This is a genomic window from Paenibacillus sp. EB106-06-01-XG199, from assembly GCF_058791575.1.
In genome coordinates this window covers 83,124-102,292 of record NZ_JBYTDQ010000006.1, presented here as the reverse complement: position 1 = coordinate 102,292, position 19,169 = coordinate 83,124, and the positions used below count along the sequence as shown (strand labels likewise).

20 protein-coding genes and 1 pseudogene are annotated in these 19,169 nt (G+C 42.3%); 6 read left to right on the top strand and 15 right to left on the bottom strand.

Annotated elements, in window-relative coordinates; all coding sequences use genetic code 11:
- Window positions 1–170 precede the first annotated feature (170 nt).
- The 7 genes from AC3WT9_RS21670 to AC3WT9_RS21640 form a co-directional block, all read right to left on the bottom strand.
- Window positions 171–536 carry a GntR family transcriptional regulator gene (locus AC3WT9_RS21670; protein ID WP_341380277.1) on the bottom strand — a complete coding sequence of 122 codons (366 nt, stop codon included), beginning with the start codon at window positions 534–536 and terminating at the stop codon, window positions 171–173.
- Window positions 533–1,189 carry an ABC-2 transporter permease gene (locus tag AC3WT9_RS21665; RefSeq protein WP_341097398.1) on the bottom strand — a complete coding sequence of 219 codons (657 nt, stop codon included), beginning with the start codon at window positions 1,187–1,189 and terminating at the stop codon, window positions 533–535. Before AC3WT9_RS21665 ends, AC3WT9_RS21670 begins: the two co-directional genes overlap by 4 nt.
- Window positions 1,182–2,036: an ABC transporter ATP-binding protein gene (locus AC3WT9_RS21660; RefSeq protein ID WP_341097400.1), complete on the bottom strand. Its 855-nt coding sequence runs from the start codon at window positions 2,034–2,036 to the stop codon at window positions 1,182–1,184. The genes AC3WT9_RS21665 and AC3WT9_RS21660 overlap by 8 nt, the downstream gene beginning before the upstream one ends.
- 166 nt (window positions 2,037–2,202) lie before the next feature.
- On the bottom strand, window positions 2,203–2,331 hold the full coding sequence (locus AC3WT9_RS21655) for a hypothetical protein (protein WP_341097402.1): 129 nt from the start codon (window positions 2,329–2,331) through the stop codon (window positions 2,203–2,205).
- Between the two features lie 111 nt (window positions 2,332–2,442).
- The gene (locus AC3WT9_RS21650; RefSeq protein ID WP_341380278.1) at window positions 2,443–3,411 is read right to left on the bottom strand and encodes a helix-turn-helix transcriptional regulator; all 969 of its coding nucleotides are present in this window, start codon (window positions 3,409–3,411) and stop codon (window positions 2,443–2,445) included.
- 423 nt (window positions 3,412–3,834) lie between these two features.
- Window positions 3,835–4,017 (bottom strand): tyrosine-protein phosphatase, encoded by a 183-nt coding sequence (locus AC3WT9_RS21645; RefSeq protein ID WP_341380436.1) that lies wholly within the window; start codon window positions 4,015–4,017, stop codon window positions 3,835–3,837.
- 377 nt (window positions 4,018–4,394) lie between these two features.
- On the bottom strand, window positions 4,395–5,195 hold the full coding sequence (locus AC3WT9_RS21640; RefSeq protein ID WP_341380279.1) for a DNA-binding protein: 801 nt from the start codon (window positions 5,193–5,195) through the stop codon (window positions 4,395–4,397).
- Between the two features lie 206 nt (window positions 5,196–5,401).
- Between AC3WT9_RS21640 and AC3WT9_RS21635 the strand changes: the two genes are divergently transcribed.
- Window positions 5,402–5,659, top strand: coding sequence for a helix-turn-helix domain-containing protein (locus AC3WT9_RS21635; RefSeq protein WP_341380280.1), 258 nt, complete (start codon window positions 5,402–5,404; stop codon window positions 5,657–5,659).
- A gap of 286 nt (window positions 5,660–5,945) precedes the next feature.
- On the opposite strand, the gene AC3WT9_RS21630 is transcribed toward AC3WT9_RS21635, so the two are convergent.
- Entirely contained in the window at window positions 5,946–6,911 is a 966-nt protein-coding gene (locus tag AC3WT9_RS21630) for an MBL fold metallo-hydrolase (protein ID WP_341380281.1), read from the bottom strand.
- Window positions 6,912–7,181: 270 nt separating this feature from the next.
- On the opposite strand from AC3WT9_RS21630, the gene AC3WT9_RS21625 reads away from it, so the two are divergent.
- Window positions 7,182–7,652, top strand: coding sequence for a pyridoxamine 5'-phosphate oxidase family protein (locus tag AC3WT9_RS21625; RefSeq protein ID WP_038598155.1), 471 nt, complete (start codon window positions 7,182–7,184; stop codon window positions 7,650–7,652).
- A gap of 185 nt (window positions 7,653–7,837) precedes the next feature.
- On the opposite strand, the gene AC3WT9_RS21620 is transcribed toward AC3WT9_RS21625, so the two are convergent.
- The 3 genes from AC3WT9_RS21620 to AC3WT9_RS21610 form a co-directional block, all read right to left on the bottom strand.
- A complete protein-coding gene (locus AC3WT9_RS21620; protein ID WP_341380283.1) occupies window positions 7,838–8,557 on the bottom strand; it encodes an ABC transporter ATP-binding protein in 720 nt (239 codons plus the stop codon).
- Window positions 8,557–9,678, bottom strand: a complete 1,122-nt coding sequence (locus AC3WT9_RS21615) for an ABC transporter permease (RefSeq protein ID WP_341380437.1) — start codon at window positions 9,676–9,678, stop codon at window positions 8,557–8,559. Before AC3WT9_RS21615 ends, AC3WT9_RS21620 begins: the two co-directional genes overlap by 1 nt.
- A gap of 127 nt (window positions 9,679–9,805) precedes the next feature.
- Window positions 9,806–10,372, bottom strand: coding sequence for a TetR/AcrR family transcriptional regulator (locus tag AC3WT9_RS21610; RefSeq protein WP_341380284.1), 567 nt, complete (start codon window positions 10,370–10,372; stop codon window positions 9,806–9,808).
- Between the two features lie 194 nt (window positions 10,373–10,566).
- Between AC3WT9_RS21610 and AC3WT9_RS21605 the strand changes: the two are divergent.
- A pseudogene (locus AC3WT9_RS21605) lies at window positions 10,567–10,902 on the top strand (aldo/keto reductase); the annotation flags it as partial.
- A gap of 68 nt (window positions 10,903–10,970) precedes the next feature.
- Here AC3WT9_RS21605 and AC3WT9_RS21600 read toward each other — a convergent pair.
- Window positions 10,971–11,981 (bottom strand): M23 family metallopeptidase, encoded by a 1,011-nt coding sequence (locus tag AC3WT9_RS21600; protein ID WP_341380285.1) that lies wholly within the window; start codon window positions 11,979–11,981, stop codon window positions 10,971–10,973.
- 199 nt (window positions 11,982–12,180) lie between these two features.
- Between AC3WT9_RS21600 and AC3WT9_RS21595 the strand changes: the two genes are divergently transcribed.
- Window positions 12,181–12,888 carry a response regulator transcription factor gene (locus tag AC3WT9_RS21595; RefSeq protein ID WP_341097413.1) on the top strand — a complete coding sequence of 236 codons (708 nt, stop codon included), beginning with the start codon at window positions 12,181–12,183 and terminating at the stop codon, window positions 12,886–12,888.
- Between the two features lie 4 nt (window positions 12,889–12,892).
- The gene (locus AC3WT9_RS21590) at window positions 12,893–14,656 is read left to right on the top strand and encodes a sensor histidine kinase (RefSeq protein WP_341097414.1); all 1,764 of its coding nucleotides are present in this window, start codon (window positions 12,893–12,895) and stop codon (window positions 14,654–14,656) included.
- A 16-nt stretch (window positions 14,657–14,672) separates the two neighbouring features.
- Here the strand turns inward: AC3WT9_RS21590 and AC3WT9_RS21585 are convergent, their stop codons facing one another.
- Window positions 14,673–15,080: a Rossmann-fold NAD(P)-binding domain-containing protein gene (locus AC3WT9_RS21585; RefSeq protein ID WP_341097415.1), complete on the bottom strand. Its 408-nt coding sequence runs from the start codon at window positions 15,078–15,080 to the stop codon at window positions 14,673–14,675.
- A 183-nt stretch (window positions 15,081–15,263) separates the two neighbouring features.
- Here AC3WT9_RS21585 and AC3WT9_RS21580 point away from each other — a divergent pair, with 183 nt between their 5' ends.
- Window positions 15,264–15,761 (top strand): DinB family protein, encoded by a 498-nt coding sequence (locus AC3WT9_RS21580; RefSeq protein WP_341097416.1) that lies wholly within the window; start codon window positions 15,264–15,266, stop codon window positions 15,759–15,761.
- A gap of 459 nt (window positions 15,762–16,220) precedes the next feature.
- Here AC3WT9_RS21580 and AC3WT9_RS21575 read toward each other — a convergent pair whose 3' ends face one another.
- Together AC3WT9_RS21575 and AC3WT9_RS21570 are read right to left on the bottom strand one after the other, a co-directional pair.
- Entirely contained in the window at window positions 16,221–18,464 is a 2,244-nt protein-coding gene (locus tag AC3WT9_RS21575) for a U32 family peptidase (RefSeq protein ID WP_341380286.1), read from the bottom strand.
- Between the two features lie 246 nt (window positions 18,465–18,710).
- A complete protein-coding gene (locus AC3WT9_RS21570) occupies window positions 18,711–18,908 on the bottom strand; it encodes a phosphoribosyltransferase-like protein (RefSeq protein WP_445935402.1) in 198 nt (65 codons plus the stop codon).
- Window positions 18,909–19,169: the final 261 nt, after the last annotated feature.

The following is a 19,169-nucleotide window of genomic DNA, read 5'->3' as shown; positions in this document are numbered from 1 at the left end:
TCTATTACCCGGCCACCCCCGCCATGACAACATCCCAAACGCATATCGGATAAAAATCGTCGCATAGTCTCAGTCGGCCGCTTGTTTCGACCATACCAAAGACCCATATATCATTATAAACAAGTCCACAAACGCCAAAAGGGATCGTGGATGGCTTTTTTTCTGTACTGTTAATAAATCCTGTTAAGCAGCCCAATCACTTCATCAAGGGTGAGGCCAAAGGACTTGTAATATGATGTGTCGCTGTCCATTTGCTTCAGGACCATTTCGTTGCGTATCCGCAGCATCTCATCGGGCGAGAATTCGGCTACAAAACATCCTTTACCTGTTACCGTATTGATCAAACCGCTTCGCTCAAGTTCTTCCCACGCTTTCTTTACGGTGATAACACTAACATGAAGTTCCAGGGCCGCCTGACGAATGGGCGGTAAACAATAGCCGCTTTCCAGCTCACCTTTCAGAATTTGTGCGCTGATCTGTTCGTAAAGCTGCTGATAAATCGGTTTCTCGGATGTGCTCGAAATCGTTACGTTCATAATATCTCCACTCTTAGGAATCTCTTTACCGCAATCCGATAGGCAATCAGGGTGAATGAAATAAAAATTACGAGGCCCGCGATCAGAATGGATAGCTGCAGCGCTTTATTATCCGTCCCGGAGCCATAGAAAATGTCGTTCATCCAAGGATTTTGGATTCCGGCCCATTGGGCCACTCCGGCAAAAAGTATAGCGGCCGTAGTGGATGTGGTCGTTGCCACGCCATACTTATACGCCGTCTTGTAGTACATGGATATAAATATGATGTTGAAAATCGCAAGCATGATAAAGCATAATCCCCAAAAACCCATGTGTGGTGCATAGAAAATGTAAGTCAGATGGGGGTATAAGCGAAACGTAAATATACCGAAGATCATCGCAACAAGAAGATGCATTAGTTCAAGAATGACAACAACGGCTATCCTGGACTTCACGATGTCTGTTTTGGTCACTGGCATCATCGTACTAAACATCAAATCGTTCTGACTTTTAAATCCGCCAAACATGTTCGGTACGGTAATGAAGCAGAAATATAGCGGGACAAGAAAGTAGACCCAACCGGGAATTAGCATTAAGCCGCCCAGAATTAAGGGTAATGCAAAGAACCAGGGATTTACTCCCAATTTCAAATCCTTCATCACTAAATTATACATATACACCCTCCTTTTTCGCAAAGTAGATCATGATTTCATCGAGGCTGGGCGTGGTTGCCCTTAGGCTGGAGGATGGATCGACATCATTGGCATGAATCAATCCGGTAAAGCCGAACGAGTTGATTTTGTAGGAAATCAAATATTCCTTTACTTCGCTCAATTGGGCCTCGCTGCCGCTGATTAAACGATAGGACTCCTTAAACTCGTTTTTCTCGGAACTGGCGACGATTTGCCCGTGTTCAATGAAGGTTATATAATCTGCACATCTTTCCAAGTCGGATGTAATATGGGTAGAGAAAAGAATACTGATCTCGCCGTCAATGATAAGCTCCTGAAAGATATCTAGAAGATCGTCTCTCGAGACAGGATCGAGTCCGCTGGTCGGTTCATCAAGGATAAGCAGCTTTGCGCCATGCGATAAAGCAAGGGTCAAGCTGTACTTTACTTTCATTCCTGTAGACAGTTCCGCTATTTTTTTATTTTCATCCAATTTGAATCTTTTTAGATAATTGTAGTAAGTTTCATCATTCCAATTCTTATAGAACTTCTTTGTAATATTGGTTAGCGTCTTTATCTTGCTGCGTGTATAGAAATCGATATCACCGAATGCGCATCCAATATCCTGCTTCAATTCGGTTTCATGTTCAGCGATGTTCTTGCCAAAAATGCTGATCTCGCCACTATCGGCTTGAACCATGTTCAAGATCGATTTTATCGTGGTTGTTTTTCCCGCGCCATTGACCCCGATAAAACCCATAATATAACCCTTCTCCAATTGAAAAGATACGTCTTTGATCTGAAAGTGAGGATATTTTTTATTTAAATTTCTAATATCTAATGCCAGCATACCATACCTCCTCAACAAATTGTGTATTCCGTGTATGCACAATATATCATGAGGCTTTTACAAAGTCAATTGGTTCAAGACGCAGAACGACAGGAGAGCTAGCCAGCGCCACACATCCCTTCCCCGAATAGTGATAATCCCTTTTTTAAAAGGATTACGGTACGGTTTACAATAAAATCACTAAAGCAGTCATATAACCTTGTCCGTTCAGCACAATCTCCAGCTCCTTCATTAAAATAAAAAAGGGCGTCCCTTCGTCATTATGACTTGGGACACCCAATGTCGAGCTATTCATATCCCTACAACACTCTCCGACTTTCTACAACAATAGGGGCACTTTAAACTTATATTTATTTTCTTCATCAGCACATAGCACCAACCGTATTGTGCAGGTGGTTTTTATTGATTATGACTTCAGTACTGGCCTGATATACTTCAAAAACCGCTCCGGATCGTGATAAACGTAAATGATTCTCCCAGGGGAAGTATCAAAGCAGTAACCAGTGTCTGCAAAATCAAAAGTTGCCATTACCTTTTCCATCTTTTCCTCCACCCTACGATTTTCCTGCTCATAATTGAATGGCCCATGTTCAAAAACAATATACTCGGCTTCGGGAACATCAATCATAAGCATTTGTGGTGGTACTTCACCTTTATAGTCAAAAGGAAGACGTACACCAAAACACTCTATACGTGGAATCCCCCAATCGCAGAGTCTGCCATCCGGGTCATTAATGTAAGCCATAATCTGACCGCTGCCACCGTTAGATTCACTCCCGCCATCATCATCCAATTTGCCCTTGATACTATCGAGTAAGCCGCAAATTGTTTCGCAGTCCTGTCCCGGAATAAGGCTTTGCTTTTGCCAAAAATCCCAATACCCATTACTCTCATAGTTTTTAATGTGCAAAAATTTGTGTGCGGGAATGGTTACAAAATAAATGTTAACATCATCTGTAGATTTCATCATACCCATCTCTCCAAATCCGAAAAAGTAGCGGTCGAAAGAGTTTATTTTTGTACGAAGAGCGACAGGCATAGGCTTTTTTCGGTATTCACTTGGAGTTACACCATATGTTCCCTTGAAAGCCCTGGTAAAAGCTTCATGTGATGAAAAACCATAATCAAAAGCAATATCCAAAATGCTTTTTTCACTATCCCGAACCTCTTTTAGTGCAAAGGCTAATTTTCTATGCCGCAGATAATCCCTAAATTGCATACCCGATATTTCCTTGAATTTTCTCGTAGTATGAAATTCGGAATAACCTAACTTGTGAGAAAGAAATCGTAGCGTTATTGCTTCACTGTTACGATTCTTAATACACTCGTCAATTTCATTAACGATTATTTGGATTTGCTTGTGCCACTCGTACAATCGGCCTGTTCACCTCGTTTCAACCACTCTATAGTCATTGTAGAGTAATGGAAATTGCATTGCTTGATTTCACTTGCGGAAAAGAGTTTTGGTCCTACTGTTGAATCTCAGACACTTGAATCCTCATTTTCAATCTCTTTCTTCTGTTCTGGTGTACGGAACGTTTATAGGCAGATGCAATTAAGACCAAAAGGCCGCAGGCGCCGATCCAGACTAGGACGACTGTCGGATGATTCATGCGTAGCCTTTGCCCAAAGAATAACAACTCACGCAGTCCCTCTACCATGAAGCGCATCGGCAACCATGATAGTATCCACTCGCGGTAAAACGGAGATAAGAACTCCGAACCGAAACTAAGGAGTGGCGCACCGGGGAATAGGAGCAGTACAAAAATAATCAAGAGAGAAAGAGTGGCTTCTCGGGTTAAGCTAGTCGGCGGTTGTCTTCTATGATGACCGAATCGGGTACGCCTAGAAGCTTCAGCATCAATGCAGCACCAACTCCCGTCCGATCTTTACCTCCAGCACAATGATGCAGAAGACCCGGCCTTTCAGTGTCTAGGTTTGCCATCGTTTCGAATAGAAATCGGTAGGCCGGGCGTTCTATTTAGCTACCGAACTTCTTATATTTCCTTAAATAAGGCTGAGAAGCGCGGACAAAAAAATGATCTGCAATTGTTTTGCGAGCTGCAGAGAAATCGCAAACAGACAGAGTGCCTCTATCCAGCCTTCAGTCTGGTCATACAGCTCCGCCACTTGTCCCTTTGTGTAAATCGATTAATATCAGGAAAAGTCTTGTACTTCTTCCCTTTCAAAACGCAAATCCTGAATACGGATATGTTGGATTTCATTTGTTCAATGACATAGTAGTTTCGAATTCCCTTTGCGGAGTGGCCCTTTCTCGAATTACTGAACTATCCTTTGAAAGCGTAGAAGCCTCTCATGCTCATCTGAGCGAAGCCAAATCAGCGGAAACCCCTTAGGTCATCGTTCCTTAATCATCCTCTGAACCTCCCGCACCTGCTCTGCCGTCGCCCAATCTCGCAGCAATTCGAAGAGCGCCAGACTTCTTGTAAAATAACTGTCGTTCCCCGACCTATGGGCTAGCCTTACGGCTTGCAGTACCTGCTCCAGTGCCTCCTCCGTTCTTCCCGCCCGCTTCTGATACAACGCCAGGTGATGGCTGAAGCTGTAATAGTGCGCGAGATTGCCCTCATCCTCATATGTACCGAATTCAGCCGTCTGGTCCGAAAACGTCTCGAGCAGCTTATCCACATTCAGTCCATGCCGCAGCGCGGCCCGCAGAATTGTATCCAGCCCCGGTAACACTTCTTCGGGATTCTCCCGCAAAAAATCGGTATAGGCAGCCAGCACCTCCACATGGCCAGACAGCAGCTCCAGCGCATGCCCATTCGCTTGGGCCAGGGATCGGAACTCCTCTACAACCTCCAGCCCATCCTCACCCAGATCCTCCAGCCATCCCAGTTCGGCATACTTATCAATGTACGCCCGCGATTCCTCATACAGTCCCTTCTCCTGGCAAGCCATTCCCCTCATCAAATGACTGAAGCCGTAGTAATAGACCATTGGATGCTCCAGCTCAAATGTCAGCATTGGCAAGGACTTAGCCTTCCGGTACTGCTGCTCCTGGTACAAGCACTGCACGCATTCGTACAAAATCTCCGCCGTCTCTATCACCTTGTTCCACTTCTCCAGGCGGCAAGCCATCTCTAACATCTCCACAATGACATCCGGGTTGATTGATTTTAGGAAGAATGGGCGCAAGGGTAGAGCCTCCTTTGGGCTAAAAGAAAATTTTTTCTTTTTGAGGATAAATTATCTGTGCGATATAACTTGGGATGATTGAGAGCCTAATATAAGGCTTTCATAAATAGCTACATAAATTGTATATATTTTACTTTTTGTTGAATACTTTATCTGTTGTGGCCATTATATCAGATTAATAATGGACTTAAAAGGGGTAAATTTCATTGAGCGATCCATCCAATATCATTAAGCAAATTATCGGTAAAACGGTGAAAGCGATACGTATCAAACAAGGCTTAAGCCAAGAAGATCTAGCGCATGAATGCAATGTCGACCGATCCTATATTTCCATGATTGAGGTTGGCAGAAACGAACCTTCCGTCAAAAAAATTTTTGACCTTTGCAAAGGGCTAAAAATCAAGCCTTCCGACTTTTTCAAAATGGTTGAGGTGGAGTATGAGAAAGCGCAAGAGAACGAGTGAATGTAAATAAGAGCGGGACATAGGGCTGTTGACCTGTGTTCCGCTCTTGTCGTTATATTGCGATACCATTCTAAAATAACGATCAAACCACTTCCAATAAAGACCGAGCACCGAAAGGCGCTCGATGAGCATATGACTTTGATTAGCACTAAGAGTGCAGAAGAAATAACAGCAATCACCCATGTTACCCGGGAAGTAATTGCTGCTATGGGGATGGGGAAGAGCTGTAGTCTTCATTTCTTTCTTCTTCTGAACTCAAGAACAACCCTGCTCTGAATATTCTTCGTTAACCCTCTAATTTAGTGATCATGTCATACACCTTATTCAAATTCGTCTTAAAGTATGTAGTAAAGTACCAGTTATGATACAATTCCGGTACTTCAATCTCATCAATACTTTTCTTACTTTGAACGGCTTCTGCCACAATTGCCATTATATCGGTTATATATCCCTTCACTTCGTGAAGGTCTTGCAAAGAGCATACTTCGCCATGTCCCGGTACGATAGTTTCTACATCCAGCAGTTCGACTTGCTCCAAAATATTCAGCCATTCCTGAGGATTTGCATACGCCAAAACCGGGTGATGTTTTGAGAGCACCAGATCCCCTATTACGACAATTTTGTCTTCCGGAATGTACACGATTGCATCACTTTGCGTGTGTCCCCCACCAAAGGTAATGAGTTGAATGCTACGATTACTGCCATGTATGGTCATCTGCTGATCAAAAGTTATTGTCGGCAGCGAATGTACTAGATTGGGGAGCATCTTCATAAACTCACGGTCACTAGCACTTTCCCATGCCATTTCCCTTTTTAACTTTTCATCCGTCTCTTGTTGTATTTGCTCTTCAAATTCTTTGATAGCCTGATACATCTGCACCGTGTTTTCCCGATATTGGGCTAACCTTTCTCTGGCAAAAGTATTCATAATCTCACGAGTAGTTGATGTTGAAATAATATTAGCCGCAGGTAAAAACACTTGATTTCCAGAGGTATGATCACTGTGCCAATGCGTGTTGATTACATAGGATACAGGGTTTCCCGTGAGGTACTCTGCAGCAGCTTTCAAATCCTCTGCAGCCTGTATTGTCGAGAATGTATCCACGACAAGAGTTATATCGCCTAGATCAATGATTGCTGCATTCCCCAAAGAACCGGTACCTGGAACCGCAATCGCTGCAATTACACAATCAGCGATGTAATTCAGCCGAAAATGCTCGGAGCCTCTAAATGATTCAATCCTATTTTTCATAGTAACCTCTCCCTTCCAACATGGGAATACACTATACTCCAAATCAATACAGTAGACAATAATTTTTCTCCAAAAAAAGTAGGCTATATAAGCTGAACTTATCAAGGATGCAAAGCAATTTCACAAACCCATCAGTTGAACCATACCTAAGTCGAGCAGAGGACTACGATAGCGATTTAATATTTTATCATATTATTCTTCACATGCACTAAGATTTTACAATGATAAGCTTAATAATGTATGCCTTACGACACTTTAGGAGGTAATATAATGAGCAAGTACGACGAAGCCATGAAGCTGCTGGAAGAACAAGTGGGTAACAAGGACGGCCTGATCTCTCTGTCCACCATCGCGCTGGAACCGGGGGCCAATGGCAAAAGCCGTCCCGCCGCCCGCATTGTGGACGCCTATTATGAGGACGGCGCGTTCTACACCGTCACTTACGCAACCTCAGGCAAGATGCAGCAGATCGCCCAAAACCCCGAAGTCGCCGTTTGTATTATCGTCGAAAACTTTACGGCCGATGGTATCGGTGAAAACCTGGGCTGGGTATGTGACGAGAAAAACGCGGAGATGATGACAAAGCTGCGCACAATATTCGCCGAGTGGTATAACGAAGCCAATAACGACGAAGACCCTAACACATGCCTGCTGCGCATTCGCCTGACAAAGGGCCTGTGGAATGACGCCCATAAAGGGATCAGAAATGAGATTGATTTTGTCAATAAGACGGCAAATTAAGTGGTCTATGTGTTTCTATATTTTGCATATTAGGTTGCTGCCGTTGGGGTATAAGCATACTGTGTGGTTCGCCTTATTGGATTAATGTGAAGTAGACATTTGATAACAGACAATGTTAGCTCAAAGGGAGTGTCCGCGCACTCCCTTTTTTTCGCCGTTACTTATGGTAGGGTTCACCGTAACATCTAAAGAACGAAACTTGGGTACACCACTGATCTTGACGATTCAGCCAACGACAATTTCCCATCTTCCATCCGGTATACCTTGTCGCAATATTCAAGCATACGCTCATCATGGGTAACCATAATCGCCGCCTTCCGGCGTGACTTCACCTCTTGCGCAATTAGACTGACCACTTCATGGGCGCGCTTGGTATCCAAACTTGCTGTCGGCTCATCCGCCAAGATGATGTTGGGATTATTAATTAAAGCACGGGCAATCGCTGTCCGTTGCTTCTCACCACCTGATAACTCTTCCGGAAGGCATTTTAACTTCGAGCCCAGACCCAACTCTTCCAGCAACTTAGTGGCGAATTCCTTATCCTCTTCTTTGTTAACCTTTCCCGACATCCTTTTTACTATTAGCAATTGATCAAGAACATTTAAATAGGGAACCAAATTCGATGATTGCATAATAAATCCGATTTCTTGTAGTCTTATATTCGCTAGTTCTTTGGCAGTAAGTGTAGAAATATTATGTCCATTCAGCTTAACCTCTCCTTCTGAAGCCTTAAGTAGCGCTCCAGCAATAGACAAAAACGTACTTTTACCTGAACCCGACGGTCCAACTACAGCAACAAACTCGCCCGGTTCCACTGATATTGACACATGATCAAGTGCCGCGATCCGATTGCTTCCTTCGGCATAATACTTTGTGACTTTACTCAATTGCAATCCCTTAGTCATTATTCAACCCTCCCGAGCGCTTTGAGCGGATCAATCTTTGTAATCTTGCGAACAGATACCATCGAACTTAACATAGCGATAATTAGCAAAATAACAGAATACGTGACGACAAGACTAGTTTCCAGCTTGAATGGCATACCCTTCGGCATAATGGCAGCTGTTCCATAAGTCAGTAAGATTCCAACTACAATACTAGTCAGCGAAAGCACAAACACTTGCGATACAATGGCTTTGCCCAAGAATCTGTTACTAGCACCTATAGCTTTCATAATGCCGAACTGGTTGGTCTTCTGCATCGTAATTACATAAAAGAACACCCCAAGCACGAATGCGGAGATAGCGAGCAGAAATGCAAGCATCATTAAAATAGTACCGTTCTCTTCTTTGTACCCTGGCATTCCTTGAACGGCTGCCGCTCGGTTAACCGTATCCGTATTTGATAGCTTACTATTAATTAAATCTGGATCGATATCCTTGCCTTGTAACATAATCGCATTAACGGGCCCTGCAACTCCTTTATCCGAACCCGGAGCCGCAAAGGTAATCTTCCGCCATTCAACCATTGGAGTAAATACTGATGCAACGTGGTTATAGGTCTGATTCTCGACAAATCCGATAATCGTCAATGATTCCGTCGTGGCATCTAATTGAAAAGTGTCACCAATGTTATATCCCTCATCCTTCATGGACGAATTTACTACGACACCAGTAGGGTTCTCAGAAGATAGGCCTTCCCCTTCTACGATAGCCGGTTCCAAGAAGCTTCCTGGGTTAATTCCTATAATCGCGATATCCAGCTTATCTTCATTCTTGGTGCTTTGTTCCTTCAACGCTGTTGCCATCGTACTTCCCATAGGTGCGGCAGCACTCACATTTGGTAGTAGCTCCACCTCCGCCATTAATTGATCAGACAGCAGCGACTTACTCATTGAGGACTGGGACCCTTCTTCAAAAATGACATAATCAGCCTTCATAGTCTTGAATGTTGACGCAGCTAGCGTAGATAATCCATTCCCCAAACCTGACAAGATAAATACCAACCAAGCAATTAGTACAAAAATAATGATGATCATAAAAAATCTCATTTTACTATGCATCAATTCTTTCATAGCTAAAAACATTTTCTTTTCCAACTCCTTATCCCTATATTTTTTTGACACAAGTGTCAAATTAATAACACCGTCGCGCTCGTCTCCCCAATTAAACAACATAAATGACACTTGTGTCAAATTACATTCAAGACTGAGACTAGCTCTTGGCCCCTCCTATCCACATTTGAAACAACAGCTTTCCCCAAGCAGGAACAGGGATATTCAACATATTAGGCGTATCAATTAAGTTAAAAAAAACACCAATAAGTACAGGAAGTGGGATATCCTGTCTCAGGATTTTTTCCTGTTGTGCGCGTTCAAACAAACGTGACAATTGTATTTTAAGAGTCTTATGTGCTTCCTCAATAAATTCAAGATCTCGCGCTGCTGCAGAAGAATTAGCAGTATTAATTTTAGCAGCATTTCCTAAAAGCTGATGTAGCGCAGACTCTTCTACGTAAACGAGAAGTAGCTGTTCGAGGGCGTCCATGGAATCAGCCTCATCAATGGCTGATGCATTTGCTAATACCGTTGCCATTACGCGCTTCATACAAGCAGCCACAATCTCTTCTTTATTAGAATAATATTGATAAATAGTGCTTCGGGCTCCTGACAGATGCTGTGAGAGCAGCTTGAGATGAAAACCGTCGTACCCATACTCAAGCACTAATTTTTTTGTTGTATCCAGCAGCTCTGTCTCCGTAAAAGACTGTTTTCTTCCCATTGAATCTCTTCCTTTTTATCATTTAAGATCTGTGTTAAAAGTTGTCCTATTCTCTAATTCTATTTATTATCAGTTTATCATATGTTTAGTTGGTGCCATAGGCATTCATCTCCTGGAAGTAGACTTGGGTAAATAGCGCGTGAGGTGATTCCCCGTCGAACATCCGAATGTTGTTTTGATTGCGCTGTACGCTCATGAAGGAGCAGGGAGTTCAGCATCAGTCGTGGGCGTCATTCGCTGAAGGACGGGGCAACATGTTCAGCAACGAAGTGCTGGCCTCGATCGCAGAAAAACACAACAAGTCCATCGCCCAAGTCGTGCTTCGCTGGCTGGTCAAGCGTGGAGTCGTTGTCATTCCAAAATCGGTGTGCAAAGAGCGGATCGCCGAAAACATCGACATTTTCGATTTTGAGCTCCGCGCCGACGATATGGAACAAATTTCAACCCTCGATACGCGGGAAAGTCTCTTCTTATCGTACCACGATCCGGATGTCGCCAAGAGGATGGGCAGCTGGAGACTCGACCTGTAAACCTCGGTCATAGACAAACTCATTTTTAATTATTGAATCATCTTCTACTCTTCGGTACTGAAGTCCGATTAGGGCGCTAATATATATGCACCTTGCTCATAATCATCGGCGTCCTTCCAATGAACGCGCAGTGACTTCGTAGTGTACAGTTCCGCGCTGTTGGCAACCTCGAAATGAAGATGTGGTTCGCTGGAATTACCCGAGTTGCCGCATTTACCCAGTGTATCTCCGGCTTTCACTACGTCGCCGGCTTTGACGCTGACCGATCCTTTTTGCAGATGAGCGTAGTAGCTGAACTCTCCATTGCCATGATCGATAATGACATGGTTCCCGGCGATCTGCTCCGTATTCTCCGTACCAACAGGCTTATTGTCTTGGACGTCATTGACGATTTTCACGACTTTGCCCGCTGCGGCAGCCAGAATAGGTTTTCCGAAAGCAAAGTAGCTTTCATTTTTGGTGGCGTCGCCTTTATAGCTAAACCCATTGTTCACCACGATGAGATCATACGCATACCGCTGCTGCTCGGCCCCGTAATGATAATTAATTAGCTCATTCGTGCCCCCCCAATAGACAAACCATTTCCCTTGAAAAGGAAGTTCAAAAGTCGTTTGAGTACGCTTCGCATCCGTCTCAGGATACTGCTGCATCGTACTAAATATTAGACCCTCTATCTTGTTCTTTCTGTCAAACAGAGCTTGTATCGTTTTTTCCCCTTTGGGGTCCTTCCAAGCATAGTAGCTGGTATTGTTTATGAGAAAATGACTAACCAGTCTATAGGATGTGACGTTCTTGTGGTTTATGCTGACCTGTTTCTTGAAATCCTTTAACGAGAATTGCTTCTTGAATTCGGCTCCGAGTTGTCCATAAATTCGTTCATATTTCTCTTGCTGCAACAGTTTTAAAAGTTGGTCCGGCCGGATGGAAGAAGTCGCTACTGCTACTTTCGGGACAGAGCTTGCTGATACGACCTCAGGCTTGGCGGACTCAGCCGACGCCGAGGCTGCGAGTGAGCCCACAGTCAGTGTGCCAGCGAGGCTAAGCAGCATCAGGCTTCTTTTGCTAATGATATTGTTCATCCATTTTCTCTCCTTTATATGGGTTTCACGGATAAGTGTATGCGATGAAGTTTAACACCTGCGAAACGAAACCTTATGATTGTATTAATCAGCGATTGGAGAATTAAGGTTCTGTTAATATCCATATTGTGCTGCTGAAACAAAATAAATGATATATTTAAATGGATACCAAGTTATGTAATAGGGAGCTAAGGAAGAGATGAATCAATCAAAGATTCTAATTGTGGATGATGAATCGTCCATTCTAAAGCTATTGAAAACAGTGTTAAATAAAGAGGGATTCCCGCTCATTGATACGGCCACAACAGGAGAACAGGCCATATTAGCCTGCCAAACCACCAAGTATGATCTCATTCTACTTGATGTTATGCTGCCGAAGCAAAACGGCTTCGAAATCTGTCCATGGATTCGGCAAACGACGGATGCCCCTATCCTGTTCTTAACGGCTCGGATAGGCGATTTTGATAAATTGACCGGTTTTGCCGTTGGGGGCGATGATTATATTACGAAGCCGTTCAATCCGCTAGAAGTGATTGCGCGTGTCCGGGCACAGCTGCGTCGGTATCTCAAAACTGCCGATGTTCCCAATATGAACCGGATATACACTTACAGAACATTTCAAGTTGACGAATATGCCGGAGAGCTTCGCGTGAATGATATCACGGTCGATTGTCCGGCTCAGGTCTTTCAGCTCCTCTTGTTTTTTTGCCAAAACCCCAACCGGGTATTCAGTAAAAGGCAGCTGTATGAGCAGGTTTGGGGCGAGCAAAGTCTTAGTGACGACAATACAGTCATGGTTCATATCCATCGTATTCGCGAGCGCATTGAACCCAATTCCAGTGAGCCAGTATATTTGATTACGGCACGTGGCTTAGGGTACAAACTTGTTCGTGAATCTGAGGGTTAATGCGATGAACATCAAGAAAAGGTTTATCCTTCAATATATTAGGCAATTGCTGTTTATCGGCGTCCTTCTATTTGTTCTGTTTTTAGGTACATTTACTTTAAGCATTGTAAAGCTGGAGCGGCTTGATCAACAATTAGACTTCATTAAACCCAGTTTGCCTGTGCTCACAGACTCCATTACCCATCATGACGGTAAAATACAATTTGATCCGAAGCTTCTTGCCGAGGTACGCGAGCAGGGGGGCTGGCTACAGGTCATAAGTAAGGGTGGAGAAACTATTGCCGCTTACAATACTCCAGCTGATGTACCCGAACGTTACACTCCTGGTGAGCTGATGAGCTATTGGAAAGCGGAGATGGATTTCCCTTACGGACTATATGCATGGATTCAAGAGCTGGATGGACAAACCTATACCCTCTTATACGGAGTGAAGAATGATATTGCCATGCTCAAAAAAAACTTGCTGCAGCAAGTGACATGGAGAGCGGGCAAGATCGAAGTGAACGGGAGCTTCAAGCAGCAGCTTGATGATATTCATGGCTGGATCGAGCTGCTCGATGATAATGGGAAGGTACTAGGAGGTTACGGACAAAGGGGCGAAGCGCCAGATCATTATAGCCTTCAGGATTTGATGCTGCGTAACCAATATCCGGAACGTTATGGCATGCAATCATTTACGGTTTATGATTCTGCGGCAGGCAGCACCTGGATCATTCATGCTCCCCTGTCTACAACGGTGGCTTCATGGGTCAATGGCGATACGTATAAGGAAGATATTACTTTATTCTTCTGGAAATCTGCTGCTTTGCTTGTGATGATTCTTATTCTCTTCTTGCTTCTTGCTCTTTGGTACGGTCACCGGTTTGGGACACCTATTCTGCATATGATTGATTGGCTTCACTCTTTGGCCAAGGGCGAATTACGTGAACCGATCAGTCCTAACTCAAATGGGATGCCTCTTAGCCGTAAGCAATCTGGACATTTAAAAGAAAGATTCCGCGTACATGCCGAATTGATAGAATCCTTAGCACACCTAACAGAGACATTACAGAAGAACGAGCATATTCGTAAGCAGCTGGAGATCACAAGAGAAGAGTGGATTGCAGGTGTGTCGCATGATATGAAGACGCCGCTTTCTTCCATAATGGGGTACGCACATATAATGGAATCGAGAACGTATGAATGGTCACAAGCAGAAATTCGTGAATTTGCAGCTATTATGCGTGAGAAATCCACTTATATGGATGAAATGATCAACGATTTAACCTTAACATATCGGTTGAAAAACGAAGCCTTTGCTTTTGAATTCATCCCGACAGACATGAATGAATTCATCGATCAAACCATTCAAAAGTGGAAACAGCATCCTCAATTCGCCGATGTTCCAATTCATTATAAGGCTTCGGAAGCACCGATTACCTATCCGATAGATGCCAGATACTTCAGACGCGCTCTGGAGAATCTGCTTGCAAATGCTGCCCTCCACAATCCTGAAGGTACTTCGATCAACGTTTCTATAGGTAAGAATAACGTTTCACAATTTGTAATCCAGATACAAGATAACGGAGTAGGCATAGATAAAAAAACGAAGGAATTGCTATTCGAGCGCTACTATCGCGGCACCAATACGGATGAATTAATCCAAGGTACTGGACTCGGTATGGCAATTTCCAAGCAGCTTGTGATCCAACACCGGGGGCAGATCGAAATAGAGAGTCAATTGGGGACTGGTACGACAATTTCATTAGTCTTTAGCACGACAAGATAATAAAATTCATCCTAAATTATGGTGTGAAGTAATTTAGTCTATTTTTTCGCCAGGTCCAATAGTTGATTCTATAATAACTTATACCTTCATCTGTCCCTTGATCACTTTCAGGAGAGTTGCAATCATTCTTAATTGGAACTTCCTTTCTCCTCAGAATATTTGCAATCTCAAGTGTTGAAAGATTCTCTGCACTAGAAGCTATAAACCGCTCTCCATTTGCTTCGGGACGGACCATTGCCAGGTTATGCAGCTCTGCAACATCTCGGACATCCACATAATCAGAATATTCTAACCCCTTCCCTTCCTGTTGAATAAATTCCCAGGCAGCTTTTTCAGCGAGTGTCTTGGATTTTTGATAAGGATGAATTTTGGCCTCTGTGTTGGACCAATCATCCTCAGTGATAGAAGAAATATCCGCACTCATCCGGCTTTTTCATAAATAAAAGTCAGGGAAAATACACTGAGATACCCGCTATCAGAATGGATAACTACAGCATTTTTTAGGATTGACTATTATACTGAATACAGGTATATTTAGTTTCGTTAAATTAAATTTTACAAAATGTATTTTCGTTAACTAATACATATCATAAGAAGGAGCCTACTGATGTCCGAATCCAATCCAGCTTTTAGTCAAGCACTTGTGAAATCTTTAGTTGGAGAACGTGGCCATATTCCGATTGCCAGAGCCTTGCCGGATATTACACTGGAGCTTGCCGGGCAACACACGGAAGGGGTCCCGTATACGATCTACCAGTTGTTGAAGCATATGAGCTATTGGCAGGATTTCATGCTGACCCACCTGGAAGGCGGCAAACCTCAGAAACCTGGAAGTATTCAGGAAAGCTGGCCTGATGAGGACGCCCCGGCGGATGAGGCACAGCTTCGGGATGTCACTGCGCATCTGCTGCAAGGAATTGAGAAGGCCGTCGCTATGGCTCAGACCGCCCAGCTCGACGAGCCACTCGCGAATTTTCCCGGTGAGACCAAGGGAGGCATTTTACGCAATATCGCCTCACATAACTCCTACCATCTAGGAGAAATCGTTCTGCTCCGTCGCCTGCATGGGGCCTGGCCACCGCCCGGAGGCGGCTATCCGGCCTAATTATTGGGAATCACGCCCTTGTTAGGGTAGAATTCCCACCACAAGACTTTCATCCGGTTCCCGTACTTACATTGCTTAATACAGTTGCTGCGCCTGCCAGCTTTACGAAAGGGTATAAACGAAGCATAAGTTTACCATTCGACGCCAAAATAATTATACGAAAATCATTTCCACGATTAACTAACATGCAAAATTGATTATTTCGTTGATCGATTAGTCCAACACCAGAGAACAAATACTCTTTGTGTTCAATAACCAAATCTTTAAAATCCTGAAAATAACCACCAAAGTTAACCGGGGCATTATCAAAGAAATACTCTTCACCATAACACTCTGTACGCGGAATACCCCAATAGCAGAGTCTGCCGTCCGGGCATTTATGTACGCCATAATCTGACCGCTGCCGCTGTTGGTTTCGCTCCCGCCATTATATATCGCCAGAACCATCCCTTTGGCTACCTACACGATCTCTTTATTAAAATGTCCTCTTGTGTCTGTTTCCTGATTAAAGACAGCATTATTCATTGAGCCATTTAATTTACCTGACGCCATATTAATGACTTTCACAACCTGCTCTTTTGATTCAACTGTGAAATTTAATCTGAGCGCCTCGATTCCTTTGATGTTTGGTAGCTCATCTAAAAGATTAAGCGTCTTCCCATTAAGGAGAGTCGTTGTACAATCATTATGGGAAATGATAGGGAACGTTCCGTGCTCATCTTTTAACTCATAGCTCTTCGTTTTGCAAATTCTGCATTGATTCATTTTTTTCATCGGACAATATTTTGTAAACATCAAAGGAACCTTACCATATACAATCATTTCCAGTGCAGGATAGCCGTCATTTTCTTCAACATAGGCATTCATTAAATCTTCAATTTGGCTCTTATTCAATTCATAAGATAAAGTGACTCGTTTTGCACCTAATTTATATAATTCATAGCAACTAGTAGCATTAACAACATTTAGAGAATAGTCCGTAACAAACGGATTAGTTTCTCTGTAGTGATAAATTCCACCATATCCTCCGATTAGCAGCTGCCCTTCTTTTTCCTTATAATCATTCTGATTTCTTCTAACAACGTTTTTAAAATAGATTTCCTTAATTCCACAGCTCACGCAAGCATCGTACTGCTCCTTAGTCGTTACAGAGGCCGTAAGGTATGGTTTTTCAGGGGCAAAGCTTATTTTTTCTTTTGCTTTCAAAGCCTTGGTTCTTTTCTTTTGGCTGTTAAGCTTTAAGTCATATAAGCCCAGTACAATATCTCTTCTTGCTGCATTTAACAGTTTAGCTGGAATAAATGCATTGCATTCCTCAAAATCTACATGATTAAGTTCGAATATAGTATCATTTAATCTTGAAAATTGCTTTATTACCTGGTCTTTCGTTGTTGGATTATTAATGGCTTCGCCTAGTATTTCCTCGCTTTCATATGAATAATTAAAGCCTAAGCCCTCCGCATCTATGAAAAGCTTTGAGTCTGGACATGCATATACTCTAATATCCAGGTTAAACCGCTTAAATTCTTTTTCCAGTGATGATTCTAATTCTTTGTTATAGAAATAATCCTTCGTTTTATATACTAAATCTCCCTTAGACACCTTTTCTTTGATTTTGATATAGCAGACATCATCTGCTTTGTTGATTAATTCGCCCTCTTTATCGTACAGTTTGGCAACCGTTAAATTAACATCTTCATTGTTGTGACTTATTCTGATTGTATCGTTTTGATTTAAAGTACGTGTAAGTGTTATTTCATACCTATCTTTAACAATCTTGCTAATTGTTCCAATTTCATAACCAAAGTTATTAGGTCTTAAGATGTTTGTAATATTTTTCTTATCTTCGTGAAACAAATATCCTTTAGTAAACGTTCTATTGAATGTTTTTTTTAGATTTTCTTTATCTTCTTCGGTTATTTTATGATCTAAGGCCATGCGATATTTTGATACAACATTAGCAACATACGTAGGCACTTTCATTCGACCTTCTATTTTTAAAGAATCGATTTCTTTTAAATCATGGATATAATCGATTGTGTTTAAGTCCTTAGTAGATAGAATATAGTTTTTCCCTAAAGATGTATCTGTTGTCTTATCCATTAGTTCATACTCCTTACGGCATGAACCAACACATCTTCCGCGATTTGCGCATCGATAGCCGATTAATCCTGACATTAGACAGTTTCCCGAGTAAGATACACATAAAGCACCGTGAACGAAAATTTCTAAAGGTATCTCAGCTATTCTTTTGATCTCTTTTACTTTTCCAATCTCAACCTCACGGGACAGAACAACTCTTTTAGCACCAAGTTCTTTAAATAATAAAGTTCCGTCTAAATCGTCTATTCCCATTTGAGTTGAACAATGTGCTTCCATATCAAGAAAGTTTTTAACGATATAATCGAAAGCAGTCAGGTCCTGGACGATAATGCCATCAACACCGATTTTATTTAATTCGTGTATCTGCTCTTTCATCTCTTCAACTTCATTTTCAAAAACGATGGTATTCATTGTAACATAGAGTTTAACGTCCCTCAGGTGCGCATACGTAACAGCCTCTTTTAACGATTCAAAATCAAAATTAGATGAGTATGCACGTGCACCAAATTTTTGCATTCCTAAGTATATTGCATCACAACCATTAGAAATCGCAGCTTTTAAAGCCTCCATATTTCCTGCTGGAGCTAGTAATTCAGTCATTTTTTCCTCCTTATGACCCATAAATTGCGAGCTGTTCAAAAAAATTGTCACTTTTTATAAAATTTTCATTCTTGTTTTTACCCAACCAACCTTGGTTGCAACACTCATATGCAAAAGCCAACTACTCTCATAAAGACTCTCCTGAGTTAATAGGCTTTCATAGAAAAAAATCTAAATTAATTACTTTTTCTTTTGCTTCTGGTTTAAGTTTATTTGATATTTGTTTATAGTATGATTCAATACCATTTATTCTACTAACTCTGCGGAATAATGGAATCCAACCATTTTGCTGCCCCATATTATTGGTAGTGTTGTTTTCGGGGTGTTGTAATAGAATATTAATAGAGCACCCATCCCCTCATAGCCTATTGGCATTTTCTTTGAACAAATCGAGCCATAATACTTCAATCGTTCCAAAATTCCTTTTCTTTGATCGTGAGGAATAGAGTCATTTCGAGTCTAAAGATGTAATAGTATCCTCTTCAATCTCCGATATCTTATTCCTTATATTCACAGGATACTTCATAGATTAACCTCCATAAATAATCTCGTTTACGCTCCCAATTTTCATCAACTCGAAATCATCGTGACCGTTCTTTTATTCATAAAGCTAAACCGTTCTGTCAAACACCCCAATAGTACCACATTATGGTAGTAATTAGGACAAATAACCCTAAAACTAAGTTTTAGCGGTCATGTCCTATA

Bases quoted from the DNA above. Each gene is read 5' to 3' on its own strand.
- AC3WT9_RS21670 (WP_341380277.1), bottom strand. From the start codon at position 536: ATGAACGTAACGATTTCGAGCACATCCGAGAAACCGATTTATCAGCAG.
- AC3WT9_RS21665 (WP_341097398.1), bottom strand. From the start codon at position 1,189: ATGTATAATTTAGTGATGAAGGATTTGAAATTGGGAGTAAATCCCTGG.
- AC3WT9_RS21660 (WP_341097400.1), bottom strand. From the start codon at position 2,036: ATGCTGGCATTAGATATTAGAAATTTAAATAAAAAATATCCTCACTTT.
- AC3WT9_RS21655 (WP_341097402.1), bottom strand. From the start codon at position 2,331: ATGAATAGCTCGACATTGGGTGTCCCAAGTCATAATGACGAAGGGACG.
- AC3WT9_RS21630 (WP_341380281.1), bottom strand. From the start codon at position 6,911: ATGAAAAATAGGATTGAATCATTTAGAGGCTCCGAGCATTTTCGGCTG.
- AC3WT9_RS21625 (WP_038598155.1), top strand. From the start codon at position 7,182: ATGAGCAAGTACGACGAAGCCATGAAGCTGCTGGAAGAACAAGTGGGT.
- AC3WT9_RS21620 (WP_341380283.1), bottom strand. From the start codon at position 8,557: ATGACTAAGGGATTGCAATTGAGTAAAGTCACAAAGTATTATGCCGAA.
- AC3WT9_RS21615 (WP_341380437.1), bottom strand. From the start codon at position 9,678: ATGTTTTTAGCTATGAAAGAATTGATGCATAGTAAAATGAGATTTTTT.
- AC3WT9_RS21610 (WP_341380284.1), bottom strand. From the start codon at position 10,372: ATGGGAAGAAAACAGTCTTTTACGGAGACAGAGCTGCTGGATACAACA.
- AC3WT9_RS21600 (WP_341380285.1), bottom strand. From the start codon at position 11,981: ATGAACAATATCATTAGCAAAAGAAGCCTGATGCTGCTTAGCCTCGCT.
- AC3WT9_RS21595 (WP_341097413.1), top strand. From the start codon at position 12,181: ATGAATCAATCAAAGATTCTAATTGTGGATGATGAATCGTCCATTCTA.
- AC3WT9_RS21590 (WP_341097414.1), top strand. From the start codon at position 12,893: ATGAACATCAAGAAAAGGTTTATCCTTCAATATATTAGGCAATTGCTG.
- AC3WT9_RS21585 (WP_341097415.1), bottom strand. From the start codon at position 15,080: ATGAGTGCGGATATTTCTTCTATCACTGAGGATGATTGGTCCAACACA.
- AC3WT9_RS21580 (WP_341097416.1), top strand. From the start codon at position 15,264: ATGTCCGAATCCAATCCAGCTTTTAGTCAAGCACTTGTGAAATCTTTA.
- AC3WT9_RS21575 (WP_341380286.1), bottom strand. From the start codon at position 18,464: ATGACTGAATTACTAGCTCCAGCAGGAAATATGGAGGCTTTAAAAGCT.